The organism is Wenjunlia vitaminophila DSM 41686, from assembly GCF_000380165.1.
In the GTDB taxonomy this organism is placed as follows: domain Bacteria; phylum Actinomycetota; class Actinomycetes; order Streptomycetales; family Streptomycetaceae; genus Wenjunlia; species Wenjunlia vitaminophila.
Genome location: NZ_KB904676.1, coordinates 37,771 through 51,372, shown reverse-complemented (window position 1 = coordinate 51,372; position 13,602 = coordinate 37,771). Strand labels below are relative to the sequence as shown.

The 13,602-nt window shown below is 71.4% G+C and carries 17 protein-coding genes; 8 read left to right on the top strand and 9 right to left on the bottom strand.

Annotation, left to right across the window (positions count from 1 at the left end; genetic code table 11):
• Positions 1-112: 112 nt before the first annotated feature.
• Positions 113-376, bottom strand: a complete 264-nt coding sequence (locus tag A3IG_RS29990; protein WP_018384629.1) for a MerR family transcriptional regulator — start codon at positions 374-376, stop codon at positions 113-115.
• Positions 373-591 carry a helix-turn-helix domain-containing protein gene (locus tag A3IG_RS0116210; RefSeq protein WP_018384628.1) on the bottom strand — a complete coding sequence of 73 codons (219 nt, stop codon included), beginning with the start codon at positions 589-591 and terminating at the stop codon, positions 373-375. The genes A3IG_RS29990 and A3IG_RS0116210 overlap by 4 nt, the downstream gene beginning before the upstream one ends.
• Positions 592-807: 216 nt before the next feature.
• Between A3IG_RS0116210 and A3IG_RS29985 the strand changes: the two genes are divergently transcribed.
• The 4 genes from A3IG_RS29985 to A3IG_RS0116190 all read left to right on the top strand — a co-directional run bounded on the left by A3IG_RS29985 (position 808) and on the right by A3IG_RS0116190 (position 3,957).
• Positions 808-1,317, top strand: coding sequence for a helix-turn-helix domain-containing protein (locus tag A3IG_RS29985; protein ID WP_018384627.1), 510 nt, complete (start codon positions 808-810; stop codon positions 1,315-1,317).
• Between the two features lie 101 nt (positions 1,318-1,418).
• On the top strand, positions 1,419-1,643 hold the full coding sequence (locus A3IG_RS0116200) for a hypothetical protein (RefSeq protein WP_018384626.1): 225 nt from the start codon (positions 1,419-1,421) through the stop codon (positions 1,641-1,643).
• A gap of 9 nt (positions 1,644-1,652) precedes the next feature.
• On the top strand, positions 1,653-2,927 hold the full coding sequence (locus tag A3IG_RS0116195; RefSeq protein ID WP_018384625.1) for a site-specific integrase: 1,275 nt from the start codon (positions 1,653-1,655) through the stop codon (positions 2,925-2,927).
• Positions 2,928-3,612: 685 nt separating this feature from the next.
• Entirely contained in the window at positions 3,613-3,957 is a 345-nt protein-coding gene (locus A3IG_RS0116190) for a hypothetical protein (RefSeq protein WP_018384624.1), read from the top strand.
• Positions 3,958-4,019: 62 nt separating this feature from the next.
• On the opposite strand, the gene A3IG_RS0116185 is transcribed toward A3IG_RS0116190, so the two are convergent.
• Complete coding sequence (locus A3IG_RS0116185; RefSeq protein ID WP_018384623.1) at positions 4,020-4,220, bottom strand: DUF2795 domain-containing protein; 201 nt, start codon at positions 4,218-4,220, stop codon at positions 4,020-4,022.
• A gap of 672 nt (positions 4,221-4,892) precedes the next feature.
• Here A3IG_RS0116185 and A3IG_RS35970 point away from each other — a divergent pair.
• Together A3IG_RS35970 and A3IG_RS0116175 are read left to right on the top strand one after the other, a co-directional pair.
• Complete coding sequence (locus tag A3IG_RS35970) at positions 4,893-5,504, top strand: class I SAM-dependent methyltransferase (protein WP_026220318.1); 612 nt, start codon at positions 4,893-4,895, stop codon at positions 5,502-5,504.
• A gap of 274 nt (positions 5,505-5,778) precedes the next feature.
• Entirely contained in the window at positions 5,779-6,753 is a 975-nt protein-coding gene (locus A3IG_RS0116175; RefSeq protein ID WP_026220317.1) for a sigma-70 family RNA polymerase sigma factor, read from the top strand.
• 166 nt (positions 6,754-6,919) lie between these two features.
• On the opposite strand, the gene A3IG_RS0116170 is transcribed toward A3IG_RS0116175, so the two are convergent.
• Positions 6,920-7,465: a hypothetical protein gene (locus tag A3IG_RS0116170; RefSeq protein ID WP_018384620.1), complete on the bottom strand. Its 546-nt coding sequence runs from the start codon at positions 7,463-7,465 to the stop codon at positions 6,920-6,922.
• Between the two features lie 504 nt (positions 7,466-7,969).
• Between A3IG_RS0116170 and A3IG_RS0116165 the strand changes: the two genes are divergently transcribed.
• On the top strand, positions 7,970-8,653 hold the full coding sequence (locus A3IG_RS0116165; RefSeq protein ID WP_018384619.1) for a class F sortase: 684 nt from the start codon (positions 7,970-7,972) through the stop codon (positions 8,651-8,653).
• Between the two features lie 113 nt (positions 8,654-8,766).
• Positions 8,767-8,910: a hypothetical protein gene (locus tag A3IG_RS34580; RefSeq protein ID WP_018384618.1), complete on the top strand. Its 144-nt coding sequence runs from the start codon at positions 8,767-8,769 to the stop codon at positions 8,908-8,910.
• Positions 8,911-8,965: 55 nt separating this feature from the next.
• On the opposite strand, the gene mscL is transcribed toward A3IG_RS34580, so the two are convergent.
• From mscL to A3IG_RS0116135, 5 genes are all read right to left on the bottom strand, one after another.
• The gene (mscL, locus tag A3IG_RS29980) at positions 8,966-9,529 is read right to left on the bottom strand and encodes a large conductance mechanosensitive channel protein MscL (RefSeq protein WP_018384617.1); all 564 of its coding nucleotides are present in this window, start codon (positions 9,527-9,529) and stop codon (positions 8,966-8,968) included.
• A gap of 79 nt (positions 9,530-9,608) precedes the next feature.
• On the bottom strand, positions 9,609-10,298 hold the full coding sequence (gene cpaB / locus A3IG_RS0116150; RefSeq protein WP_158676914.1) for a Flp pilus assembly protein CpaB: 690 nt from the start codon (positions 10,296-10,298) through the stop codon (positions 9,609-9,611).
• A 278-nt stretch (positions 10,299-10,576) separates the two neighbouring features.
• A complete protein-coding gene (locus A3IG_RS0116145) occupies positions 10,577-11,431 on the bottom strand; it encodes an S-methyl-5'-thioadenosine phosphorylase (RefSeq protein ID WP_018384615.1) in 855 nt (284 codons plus the stop codon).
• Between the two features lie 2 nt (positions 11,432-11,433).
• Positions 11,434-11,787 carry an FmdB family zinc ribbon protein gene (locus A3IG_RS0116140; protein ID WP_018384614.1) on the bottom strand — a complete coding sequence of 118 codons (354 nt, stop codon included), beginning with the start codon at positions 11,785-11,787 and terminating at the stop codon, positions 11,434-11,436.
• 187 nt (positions 11,788-11,974) lie between these two features.
• Positions 11,975-13,438 carry a potassium/proton antiporter gene (locus A3IG_RS0116135; protein ID WP_018384613.1) on the bottom strand — a complete coding sequence of 488 codons (1,464 nt, stop codon included), beginning with the start codon at positions 13,436-13,438 and terminating at the stop codon, positions 11,975-11,977.
• Positions 13,439-13,602: the final 164 nt, after the last annotated feature.

Genomic DNA, 13,602 nt, shown 5'->3' with positions numbered 1-13,602 from the left:
GGCGGGCGTGGGGTCTGGAATGATGTGGACACGGTCCACCTCTCTCGTTGAGCTGTGTGGGTGGGTCGGAGAGGCCGCCTGGTGTCCGCCGAGGCGGCCTCTCGCGCGTTGGTCAGGCCGAGACCGAGAGCGGCTGCTTAAGCGGCTCCCGCGTGAACTGGCGGCTGATGGCCCGAATGTGCGCACCGCTGAACCACACGCGGTTTCCGTTGTTGACGTGCGGGATCTCCCGCTCGTAGGCCATTTCCTTGAGCTTCCGCGGCGAGAAGGGCAGCCAGTAGGCGGTCTCCTCGGGCGTGTAGTGGTACAGCTCCCCCTCCGGCGTGCTCGGCGCCGGGGGCTCCGGTCGCGCGACGCGCATCCTGGTGGCCGTCACGGTGACTCCTTGGGGATATCGCGGGTGATGGCGATCACGGGCACCGCCAGCGCCTCGGCGAGCAGGTGGACGACCTCGTCGGCCGGCTCGCGGACCAGATCCCGCTCTAGGCGGGAGAGGTAGCCGCGATTGCGTCCGATCTGGTCGGCGAGCTGCCGAAGGCCAACATTGCGTGCTCTTCTGAGCTCCCTTACGGCGGGCCCGTTCAGTCTCACGCGCTCAAAGCTAGCCCGCTGGCACTACGTTGGGCAAGCGTTGGGAGCACGTTGTGGGCACTTTTTTAGAGCCCTCGAGAGGGTAGTAGCGGCGTGAACTGAGGCTACTGGTTGCCCACGTGCAACCCTTGACGCCCTCTTTCCTTGCTCGATCGCTGGTCAATCGGCTAGAACTGCCCTCGCAGGGTTGCATTCACCTACGGCATGATGTGAGCCATGAGCACTGACTGGGAGCGACTGGGCCGCGAGCTGGTAGAGGCTCGCAAGGCCCTCGGCTTGACCCAGCGACAGGTGGCAGACCGGATCGGCGTCAGCCGTACGCCGATCCAGTCGATCGAGCGCGGCGACCCGCGAGCCAAACCCACCGGCACGATGCGCAGCTACGCGCGCCTGGTCGGGTGGCAAGACGGGTCCCTGGAGGCGGTGCTCGCCGGAAGAGAACCGATCCGAGAAGGCGCCCCCGAAGGGCGTCCTGCCCGCCAGGCCCCGGAGGTGGATGACCTCCCCGTGCTCGTCGCCGAGGAGTTGCGGGAAGGGGCGCTCCTGGGCGCCACGGTCCTGGACTTGACCGAACTGGGCTCCGACGCCCGCATGATCGTGATCATGAAAGGGCGCCCCGACGCCTCCCCCGAGGAAATCCGGAGAGACCTCCTGGCGTGGCGCCGGACACAGCGTCACCTGGGCAAGCTCGGCGCGCAAAGCGAGTCAGCGGACACCGACACGTGACCTTGGGGAAACAGCGAATTGTTCCTGTGTAACCACCCGTTGTGTGGTTATATGGGGCGGACCTGCGAGAGGGGGCACCACTCGAAGGTCTGGGGGACGCAATGGCGCGGGTACAGGTGATGCGCGTCGCGGGCATGCCGCACAACACCGAACTCCTGGTACTGGACGATCTCGATTGCTACGAGATATACGTAGACGCGGCGCTCCCCGCCGAGCGGGTCAGCGCGCTGGTCGAGCAGGCACTCAACACCTCCGTGGCTCGTCGCTACTGGGAACGCGTGGACGACCCCCTGCCGCGTCCCCCCCACTCCACAGACCACGAGTGAGGGGTTGCCATGGGGTATGCCGAGAAAGTCGTCAGTACGGCGCGCGGAAGCAAAGGTAAGGTCACCTGGCGGGCGCGGTACCTGCTACCTGACGGCACGTACGGAAGTGAGTCGGGCTTCCCGACGAAGAAGACAGCCGTCGCCTGGGGCCGCGAGCAGGAGCGGCAGATCAAGGCCGGCACCTGGATAGACCCCCAGAAGCGCGCCACCACCTTCGGCGCGTTCGCGCGGACCTTCATGGCGTCCAGGCAGAAGAGGGGCCGCACCGTCGGCACCCGGTGGGACCGGCTGGAGAACCACATCCTCCCTAGGTGGGAACACACCCCTCTCGGGGCGATCACCTGGTTCGACGTGGACTCCTGGCAACAGACGCTGCCCGTCGAGGAGGTCAGCCGCGGGCACTGCGTTTCGCTGATGTCCACGATCATGACGGCCGCGGTGGACGCGCAGCACATCACCGTCAACCCGCTCTTCGGCCGGCGCCGCACTCGAGTCACCTCCTTCGACACCGTCAGGCCGAAGGCGCCGAAGGTCCAGGACGGCGGCGCCCGGCCCGAAGCCGCCATCCTGGTGGCCGAACGCCTCGGGCCCGCCCGCGGCATCCACATCCTGACGACCGCGTTCACCGGCCTGCGGTGGGGTGAGGGACTCGGCCTTCACCGGGACAACACGCTGCTGACCAGGCGGCAGCCGTGGGGCGCCGCCGAGTTCGTCTGCCCCATCCTGCGAGTTGTCGAGGAGTACGCCGAGTACCAGGAGCGCGACGAGCAAGGCGAGAAGAAGGGGTACGTCCTGAGGCTCGAGCCCACCAAGAACGACGGGTCGACGCGCGACATCGACGTCCCGCCCTTCCTGGCCCGGCTGCTGCGTCACCACCTGGACGACTGGCCGCACGAGCGCATCTTCAGCACCGACAGCGGCACCCCGTGGCGACGAGGGAACTGGTCGAAGACGCTCCGCCCGGCCTGTGACGGCCGGCCGGAGCGTCCTCGGCGGCGCGGCGTGGCGTACCGGCCGGCGTGGGAGCCGATCCTTCCCGGCCTCGACATGCAGGCGCTGCGCGCTCTGCACGACACGATGCAGGCGGAGATCGGGGTGAAGGAGCCCCTGGCGTTCGAGGCGGCTGGGCACCGGCGGCCGGGGATCAAGCGGCACTACCAGAAGCCCACGCCCGGGATGCGTGCCGAGCGCCTGGAGGGCTTGGAGGAACTATTCTGGAAGGCGATGGCGAACGTCGGGTTGGAGACGCTGTGGGGCCGTGTGAGCCTCGAGAAGGCCTCCTAGAAGGTGATCTCCAATTTTTCTCCTAAATGATCTTCGCGGAAGGTCTCGCAAGCCCTTAACCAGCAAGTCTGGGTTGGATGACACCCGCTCTCCTAAAGCGGGTGTCGCAGGTTCGAATCCTGCCTGGGGCACAAGCCGAAACGCCCCGGACCGATCATGGTCCGGGGCGTTTGACATCAGGTTCTGACATCAACGGCAGTGATCAACCACGGTCGCGAGGCCGCCCGAGCAGCCGGTCCATGTGGCTGATCGCCTCCCGCTGGGTGTCCCGCGCCACATGGTGTGCACAACCGTGGTCGCCACCACGCCGATCTGCTACCGGGGCCGAGGTGCGACCGTGGGTCGCCGTCCCCTCGGCGATGGGCGTCACCGGTTCGGCGCAGTGGGCGTGACCGTGGGGACCGCGGGACGTTGTGGTGGGTGCCGTCGGTGCTTCGGCGTCCCGACGGTGAGGGCGGCACGTGTGACCGCCCGTGCGAGAGGGCCTGGCTGAACACGTCACGGACCGGGGGCTCCCCTCCTCCCCTCCTCTCGGGAGGACGCCCCCGCAACGCCGTGGTCTCCCGCGGTCGTCGTTCCCGCGGGGGACCACGGTCCTCCGCTGGGGTGAATCGACGGGCGCGATACGGGGTACCCACACCAGCCGGCGAAAGTCCGGTCTGGAGACATCAGGTGAGGTGTGGCGATGAGCGAGCGCGAGAACCTGCCGATCCCCGACTACGACCACCTGCCGGTGGGGAGCCTGCGTCACCGCATCCGTTCCCTGGGCCGGGACGACCTGGAGCGGTTGCTCGACTACGAGCGCGCCCACGGCGACCGCCTGCCCGTGGTCCAGGCCATGTCGGCCCGGCTGGCGGAGCTGGCGGCGGGGGCGGTTCCCTCGGGTGGGACGCCCGACGCCCCGGCCCCCGAGCACCCTCCGGGGCCGGATGCCACGAGCAAGGTCAGCCCCAGCACCCGTGGGCCCGCGCTGACCCCGCCGTCCCACGGGACGCCGGAGAACCCGACGCAGCCTCGAAAGACGGGGTGAGTCCCGTTCCGCGACGGTGCGGCCGGCGGAGCGACTCCGCCGGCCGCACCGTCGCGGAAGGCTCACGCTGAGTGGAAGATGGCCTTCTGGACCTCGCTGGGTCTGTCGAACTGCTCCTGGCCCGACTTCTCGATCATTTCGACGATGCGGTCGTCGGCGCCGTTCCTGCGGGCCAGTGCTGCGAGGTCCTTGGCCTTCGCCGGGTAACCGGCGCCGTGCAGCGCCTTCTGGATGTCGATGGGGCTGAAGCGCTTCTCGGCCATGCGGAACTCCTCAGAAGCAGTGGAACGGGGGGAACCCCCGGATACCCCGGCGTCGTCGGATCATGCGGGGCCGTCCCGGCACGGGGAGGGACGGTTCTTCGCCCACCGGGGACGCATGTGGACCCAGCCCCGGGGTACGCGACGGCGCCGGGCCTTGCTGGTGGACCGGAGGTACGGCGGTACCCGGCGGGATGGTGTCTGCTGGCACCGCGCGGGCGAGGTGGCGCGCGGTGAACGGGGAGGAGCCGAACAGTGGCGGTGTTGTGGCTGGGGCTGACCACGGCCCTGGGGCCTGGCGGGGAGGCCCCGGCAGAGGCGGAGACCGAGCTGGCCGAGGCGCTGGCCCTCAGCGGGCTCGAGGTGCGGGCCTGGCGGGTCGGCCAGCCGCTGCCGGCGGACCTGCGCGGAGTGGAGGCCCTGGTGCTCTCCGGGAGCGCGCTGGCGTCGGGGGCGTCCGCGACGGCGGACCCGAAGGGGCATCTGGAGGTGTCCGCCCTGGTGGACGCCGCCCGCTCGGCCGAGCTGCCCTTGCTGACGCTGGGCCCGGCGGCCCGGCTGCTGGGGGAGGAGGAGCCGGAGGGAGCCGTTCGCAGGTCCTCCCGCACGATCTGGTCGCTGCCCGCCCGAGGGGCGGGACGGGAGCGCGGGGAAGCGTGCCTGCGGTTCGCCGAAATGGTGGCTGCCGGCCGGGAGCACGCGATGACCAGGGCGTTCTTCACCCCTCGTGCGGAGGGCTGGGAGAAGCGGTTCCCCGATGACGAGCCGAGGTACCGGGCAGCGGTCGCGCTGCTGCGACTGGTCCCGGGGCAGGTGGTCCTCGACGTGGGCTGTGGGACGGGCCGAGCGCTGCCGTTGCTGCGCGAGGCGGTCGGCCCCCGGGGCACGGTGCTGGGCACCGACCTCACCCCCGCCATGCTCCGGGAGGCCACGCGACTGGGGCGCGGGCGGTCAGCGGTCCTGGCGGTGGCCGACTGCGCCGGGCTGCCCCTGGGGGACGGGGCGCTGCACGGGGTGTTCGCCGCTGGTGTGCTGCACCACCTGCCCGATCCTCACGCGGGGCTGCGGGAACTGGCCCGGGTCTGCGCCCCCGGGGCCCGACTGGCGCTCTTCCACCCGGTGGGCCGTGCCGTGCTCGCCGCGCGACACGGCCGCGTCCTGGGGCCCGACGACCTGCTGGCCGAGCCCAACCTCCGTCCGGCCCTGACCCGGGCCGGTTGGCGGCTGACGCGGTACGAGGATGAAAAACACCGTTTCGTGGCGTTGGCAACGAGGACGGGGAACTGAGGCCGACTCGTTGCCCGTGGACGGCTGCCACTCGCCTGGAGCTGGCAGCCCCCGAGGCCGGGGCGTCCGCGCCACGCAGGCGATCCATCACGCTGGGTAGCTGACGATCGCGTGTGGGGTGGCAGGGTACTGCAACGCCGCAGAGAACGCAGATCGACATGGGAATTCTGTCCGGATTCCAGTCGTTGTGCTAGGTGGACTCCGAGTAGTCGGGCCTACGGCTCGATGCTCGGTACTCCACGACCGACCCAGAACCAACCGCAAGGGAGCACGCATGGCAACCCGTGCCGTCGCCCGTGGCAGAACCGACGGGAAGGGCAGCGTTCGCGCAGTGGGTGGGGAGGCCACCGATCGCGACCTGGTCGGCATGTACCTGGACGAGATCGCACGGACCCCTCTGCTCGACGCGGAGACCGAGGTTGAGCTGTCCAAGGAGATCGAGGCCGGCGTCTACGCCCAGCAACTGCTGGACTCCGGCACCACGGCCGCCGGGGCAGACGACAAGGAGCTCGAGGCGATAGCCGAGGCCGGGCAACGGGCGAAGGAGGTCTTCATCCGCTCCAACCTGCGCCTCGTGGTGGCGGTCGCGCGCCGTTACCCGCGCAGTGGTCTGCCCCTGTTGGACCTCATCCAGGAGGGGAACGCGGGCCTGGTGCGCGCCGTGGAGAAGTTCGACTACGCCAAGGGCTTCAAGTTCTCCACGTATGCCACCTGGTGGATTCGTCAGGCGATCACCCGTTCGATCGCGGACCAGTCGCGGACCATTCGGCTTCCGGTGCACCTCGTCGAGGAGCTGGGCCGGATCCGACGCGTCCAGCGGGAGTTCAACCGTGAGCACGGCCGCGATCCCGAGCCCGTGGAGGTCGCCGCCGAGCTGGGGAGCACCCCGCAGCGGATCACCGACGTGCTCGACTGGGCCCGTGACCCGGTGAGCCTGAACATGACCGTGGACGACGAAGGCGAGACCCAGTTCGGCGACCTGGTGGAGGACGCGGGTGCGTCCTCGCCGGAGGAGTCGGTGCTGGTGATGCTGCGCCGCGAGGAGTTGGAGGGGCTGATCGGCCGTCTCGACGACCGCACCGCGTCGATCATCCGGGCCCGCTACGGCATCGAGGACGGGCGCGAACGGACCCTGACCGAGGTCGGCAAGCAGCACGGGCTGACCCGGGAGCGGATCCGGCAGATCGAGAAGCACGCACTGGTCGAGCTGAAGCGCATGGCCCGGGCCACCGGACTCGAGGCCGCGTGAAAGCCATGGGACGCCGTGTGATCACGGGGAGCGGTCAGGCGCAGGCGCCTCCGCTCCCCGTCGTCGTCACGGCGCCGAATCGGGGACACGGGGGTGGATCCGGTCCCGGGCGCCTCGGGGGGCCCGGGACCGGGGGCGGTGGACAAGACCGGGGAGGTTCAGCCGGTCAGGCGCTACCGCCGTCCGAGTGGCGGCGCGTCAGGTAGACGCTTCCGCCGACTGCCGCGGCCACGAGTGCCGCACCGACGGCCGTCTGGAGGGTGCTCACGCCCTCGACGCTGCCGCCCTCACCCCCCTCCGGACCATGGCCGTGGATCACCGTGAACGGCGCCCCGGTGACCGACCTGCCCCTGCAGGACACAGTGATGGCATAGGGCCCCGGCGAGATGTCCCGGTGGACGCTCGGTGCCGCGTAGGCGGCGCCCTCGGTCCTGAGCGCGTTCAGAGCGGTACGAGGGAACGCCCTCGACTCGACGTGGCCCTGGCCGTGCCGGCAGTTCTCTCCCCGCACGGTGACCGTCACCTTGCCGCCCTGGTAGACGCGTTGGGGAGTGACTCTCAGGTCGTGCGGGGCGTGGCTGCCCGTCCCCTCACTCTGTTCACCGGCATCCCTGGTGGCCTCTGTCGGTTCTTCGGCGAGCGCCGCAGGTGCCGTGCCGCCCAGGGCCGCTCCGGTCAGCACCGCGGCCGCGAGGATGCGTGCAGCACGCATGTCGAACCTCCGCAGGACGCGGCTGCGGAAGGGCTTTCCGCGAGGCGTTGAGGGTTTCCGCGTCCACCAAGAACCTCGCCCGGCCCGGACGCCGGCGCATGTGGAGCGGAGGGCGGGGCGACGCCGAATGGCTGAGGTGACGACCCGCCATCGGTGGCGCTCCCCGGCCAGCACGGGCCCGGTGAGTGGGGTGATTGCCCCCCAGGGGTGTCGCTCGAGGCGCCCAAGGGAGCCCAGGCCGGGAGCACGGGTGACCCCTGAAGAACGGGCGCGGTGCAACGGGCGCCCGGCTGCGCTCCGACCTCCGGCGAGCCCGCTCCGGTTTTCGGGAACCTGGTCGGCCGCACCGCCGGCTGTTGGCGGGCCCAGCCAGGACCTGCTGGTCGGGGAGGCGGGCGCGGTCGTGCACGGAACGTGGGGCGCCCGTTTGCCGTCCCCCGCTCGCGGGGCACGGGGGACGGGCCTAGCGTCCCTGGAACGGGCCCGGTCACCCGGAGGACGGCGATGACGGCACCTCGCGGCAGCGCTGGCGGCGCCCGGCGACGGCCGGAGCGCGGCAACCTGTTCGCCCTGGGCGTGGCCGCCTTCGCCGCGGCCATCGGGGTCTGCATGCTCTGTGACGGCATGGCGGCGCGGACCGGCCCGCCGCAGCCCCCGGCCAGCGCCGCGGTGAGCGGGGTGGGACACCCGTGGGTCCGGGCCCACCGCACGGGCACCCCGGTGCGGGCGCTGCCGGCGTCCCCGCCCGTGGCGATCAGCATCCCGGCGATCCGGGTGGAGGCGCCCGTGGCCGGCGTGGGATCGGACGAGGACGGGGGGATAGCCCCGCCGCCCCCGACGCGGACCAACCTCGCCGGGTGGTTCCGCGGCTCCCCCGCCCCAGGGGCCGACGGCACCTCGGTCGTCGTCGGCCACGTGGACAACGAGGCGGGCCCTGTCGTCTTCTACGGCCTCGGCGCCCTGGAGAAGGGGAACACCATCCAGATCACCAGGAGGGACGGGAGCGTCGCCGAGTTCGTCGTCTACGGCGTCGAGGTGTTCGACAAGAAGGACTTCCCCGGGGAACGGGTCTACGGCCGGACCGGACAACCCGAGCTGCGACTCATCACCTGCGGTGGCGGCTACTCCAAGCAACTCGGCTACCTGGGGAACGTGGTGGTGTTCGCCAGGATGGTCGGGCCCGGGTAGGGGCCGTCGTGCTGTGCCGGGGGCGCGGGCCCCGCCGCGGCGGGGCTGTTCGTCGGGCGGGTGCGTGCCCGCGCGGGCACGTCCCGCGAATGGGCTGCCCGTACCCTGGACCCATGAGTGGCAGCGTCGACCCCCTGGTGTTCGAAGACCCGTTGGCCCAGCAGAGCCCGGAGGACACGGACCACGGCTGGTCCGAGCGGAGCACGGAGGGCGACCTCGACCGCCTGCTCTCGGAGAAGCCCCCGCACCACCTGTGACCCCCGGGCCCCGGGTCGCCCCGGCCGAGCGAACCGGACACGGCGCCGGCTGGGCTCACTCCTGCGTGCTCTCCCGCTGGGCTGCCGGCCCGCGGTCCGGCCTGGGGATGAGGCCGGCCACGGCCTGGTCGCCAGGCAGGACGCCGGCTCGCCCCTGGGCCAGCAGGTCCCGTATCTCGGTGAGCAGCTCGAGCTCGGTGGGCTGGGCGGGCGTCGCCTCCGCGGGCCTGGCGAGCTTGCGCTTGCGGATCTCGTTGAAGTGGTTCATCGGCAGGATCATCAGGAAGTAGACGACCGCCGCGGTGAGCAGGAAGGTCAGCGTGGCGCTGATGACCTGCCCCCAGAGGATGTAGATCCCCTTGTCGACCTCCCCCTGGGCGGTCACGTGGCAGGGCCCCCGCAGACAGGACCGGTAGCGCTCCAGGTCCTTGCTGCCCATCGCGCCGATGATGGGGTTGATGACGCCCTTGACCACCGAGTCCACGATCTTGGTGAAGGCGGTTCCCACGACGACGGCGACGGCGAGCTCCACCACGTTGCCGCGCATCAGGAATTCCTTGAACCCGGCGAGCGGGTCCCGCAGTGGCCTGACCCACCGCTCGGAGGGGTTTCCACCCATCGTGCAAAGCTCTTCTCTCACGTGACGGTTATGTGATCTCAACGGCGACCGCGGTCATGGGTCACGCCGGGCGCGGGGCTCAGCGCAGCGTCACGCTGAGCGTGGCCGCCGTCGCCGCCCCGGCGAGGGCGGCGGCCACCGCCCTCGGCACCGCGAGGACCACCAGCGCGCCCCGCGCGGCCCCGGGGCCGTCGTCCTGCCGCGGGGGCACCGCAACCACCCGGGCGCCCGCGGCCACCACTCTGGCGGAACCGTCGCCCGCCGGCTCACCCGCCCCCGTGAGCGGCCCGGCCAGCACGTCGATCCGGTCGCCCGGGCGGAGCAGCGCCGCCGTCGCGGCGTCCGCCACCCGGATGGGCGCGGCGACGTAGTGCTCCCCGCGGGCACCGTACCCCGCGAGCAGAGAGGGGCCCAGCAGCCGTCGGTCGGTCAGCGGCTCACCGTGCCGCACCGGGCCGGCGAGCGTACGCCCCCGCACTCCCTCGGCCCGCCGCACCACACCCCGGGGCACCTGGTCGGCGGGGAGCCGGGCGGTGGTGACGTCGTCGTTGTGGAGCTGGGCCCCGGCCGACAGGTCACGCGCGGCGACGAGCACCGGCTCGGTCCGCGCCGTCGGGGGACCGGCGCCGCGCTGGGCAGTGGCGGCGAGCGCGGCCACCGTCATGGCCAGCCCGGACGCCACCGCCCTGCGGCGCCTGCGGAGCGTGCGCCGTAACCGGTGGCGACCGCCCTTGGCCCTGATCGGCTCGAACACTGGGACGCGGGACACGCTGGGAACAGCGAGCACGGTGAGTCACCGCCCTGGGGAGGAACCTGGTGGACCGCACCACCATGCCCGGCCCCGGCCGGATCGTGTGCGCCGCATGATCGAACTGTGCACAGTGGCCCGGATGTGCACAACGCGCTCACTCGCGAGAGTGAACGCGTTGGTGCTGACACCGCTCGACCGCCGCCCCCGGCGGACCGGGACCGGCCCGGGGCAGCGGTCGGCGCGAAGGGCCGGAGGCAGGGGCGCGGGGCGGGTGTGCACGGCTGGTCCCAGGGCCGTTAACCCGGGATGACCAGCCCGGTGTCCAGGCCGTCGAGCGTCCGCGCGCAGAGGCAGTTCCGTTCGCCCGGCAGCGCGGAGAGCGTCGTGACGAGCACCGAGCGCAGCCGGTCCACGTTCCGGGCGAAGACCTCGAGCACCTCGTGGTGGGTGACGCCGTCCCCCGCCTCCACCCCCGCGTCCAGGTCGGTGACCAGGTTCAGCGAGGTGTAGCAGAGCCCAAGCTCGCGGGCGAGCACCGCCTCCGGGTGCCCGGTCATGCCCACCACGGACCAGCCCTGCGCCGTGTACCAGCGTGACTCGGCCCGGGTGGAGAACCGCGGCCCCTCGACGACGACCATGGTCCCGCCGTCCACCGGGTCCCATCCGCTGGTCCGGGCGGCGTCCAGGGCCGCGGCGCGTCCCGCTGGGCAGTACGGGTCGGCGAAGGGGACGTGGCACACGTTCGGCACGGAGCCGTCGGGGAGTGGTTCCCCGTCGTAGTAGGTCTGGGCCCGGCCCTGGGTCCGGTCCACGAGCTGGTCCGGCACCAGCAGTGTGCCGGGCCCCAGCTCGGGGCGGAGCCCACCGACCGCGCAGGGCCCGAGCACCTGCCGCACGCCCACCGAGGCCAGCGCCCAGAGGTTGGCCCGGTAGTTGATCCGGTGGGGCGGCAGGTGGTGCTTGCGGCCGTGCCGGGGCAGGAACGCCACCCGCCGACCGGCGACCTCGCCGAGGAACAGGGAGTCGCTCGGGGCCCCGTAGGGCGTGTCGACGGCCACCTCGGTGACGTCCTCGAGGAAGGTGTAGAGGCCGGAGCCCCCGATCACCCCGATGCTGGCCCGGTCGTGTGGGCCGTCCGTCCGAGCCGTCATGCTCAGGCGGCCGTGCTGCCGGTGGTGGAACCGGTCTTCGTCGAACCGGACGACGAGCCCTTGTCGCTCTTGGTCGATGACCCGCCGGAGTCCTTGGACCCCGACGAACCGCTGGTGGATTCCTTGGACGACGACTCGCCTGATGCGTTGGAGGAGGACTTGGCGCCCCCTGAAGCACCGGCACGGCTGTCGTTCCGGTAGAAACCGGAGCCCTTGAACACCACACCGACGGCTGAGAACACCTTGCGCAGGCGTCCCTCGCAGCTCGGGCACGTGGTGAGCGCCTCGTCGGTGAACTTCTGCACCGCTTCGAGGCCCTCGCCGCATTCGGTGCACTGGTACTGGTAGGTCGGCACGTGCTCCTCCTGGCACTCTTACTCATTGAGTGCTAACGACGGTCCATGGTGCAGCATTCCAAGGTGATAAGTCCACCGCGACCCGGTGGAACGGGCTTCCACTCGCCCGTCCGTGCGATATCCCAAGGCGTGTTCGACCTGGTCAGGCGGGTCTCGGTGGGGGTGGCCCCACCGTGCGGCGGGGCGGTCAGCGTCCGGAACCGGGCCTGCTGCCGGTCCCCAGCCAGCTCGCCAGCTTGCCGCCCCTGGCCACCGCCCACAGGCGTTCCTCGGCGGCGTCCCTGACCTGGTCGGTGGAGACCACGAGCAACTCGTCGCCGCGTTGCAACATCGTCGTGGGCAGCGGGACGAAGCTCCTGCCCTCCCGCACCACCAGGGTGACCGCGGAGCCCGTGGGCAGCCGCAGTTCCCCGACCTCGACACCGTGCATCCTGGAGGCCTCGGGGATGGAGACGGTGAGCAACTGGCCGCGCAGCCGTTCCAAAGGCGCCGACTCGATCCCGAGGTCGGCGGCAGCCTCCTCGCCTCCGATCCGGAGCCTGCGGGCCAGCCAGGGCAACGTCGGTGCCTGGATCAGCGTGAAGACGATCACCAGGACGAAGACGATGTTGAACACGCGGCGGGCGCCCGGCACCTCCTCGACCAACGGGATGGTGGCCAGCACGATCGGCACGGCGCCGCGCAGCCCTGCCCAGGACAGCAGGGCCCGCTCGCGCCACGGCAGCCGGAACGGCAGCGCGGCGACCAGCACGGACGCGGGCCGGGCCACCAGGACCAGGGCCAGGCCGACGACCACGGCCGGCAGTACGTCGTCGCCCAGCTCGTGCGGGGTGACCAGCAGCCCGAGCAGCACGAACAGGCCGATCTGCGCTATCCACGCCAGCCCCTCGGCGAAGCCCCGGGTGGCCGGACGGTGCGGCAGCCTGGCGTTGCCCAGGATCACCGAGGCGAGGTAGACGGCGAGGAAGCCGCTGCCGTGGGCGAGCGCCCCGCAGGCGTAGGCGAACACGGCGAGAGCGAGTACCGCGATGGGGTAGAGCCCGGACGCGGGGAGGGCAACGTGGCGCAGCGCGAGTGCACCGAGCTTGCCGATGGCGACGCCGATCAGCGCACCGATGACCAGCTCGAGGGCGATGTCCGCGAGGAGCCGGGGCCAGGGGTGGATGTGGCCGGTGGTGGAGAAGGCCACCACCAGGATGACCACCGGGGCGTCGTTGAACCCGGACTCCGCCTCCAGCACGCCGGAGAGGCGGGACGGCAACGGAACCTTGCGCAGCACCGAGAAGACCGCGGCCGCGTCGGTCGACGACACCACCGCGCCCATCAACAGCGATGGTTTCCAGTCCAGACCGACCAGCAGGTGCGCCGCCGCCGCGGTGACGCCCACGCTGACCGCGACCCCGACGGTGGACAGCGCCGCCGCCAGCGGGAGCGCCGGCTTGATCTGCTGCCACTTGGTGCCGAGGCCGCCTTCGGCGAGGATCACCACCAGGGCCGCGTAGCCGAGTGCCTGCGTCAGTTCCGCGTCGTTGAACTGGACACCGAACACCCCGTCCTGACCGATCGCCACCCCGATGCCCACATAGAGCAGGAGACTGGGCAGGCCACTGCGGGAGGAGAGGCGCACGGCCGCGACGGCCACGAGCAGCACGGCACTGGAGACGATCAGGAGTTGGTTGAGGCGGTCGATGCTCAGGGGGCAGCCCTTTCTGGCACGGCTCCGGCCCGCCAGCGACGGAACGGGTGCAGTCGGGAAATAGTTGCGCAGTCTAATATTTTACCTGCTCTTGGCTCGTTGACGCCACGACGCCGCCG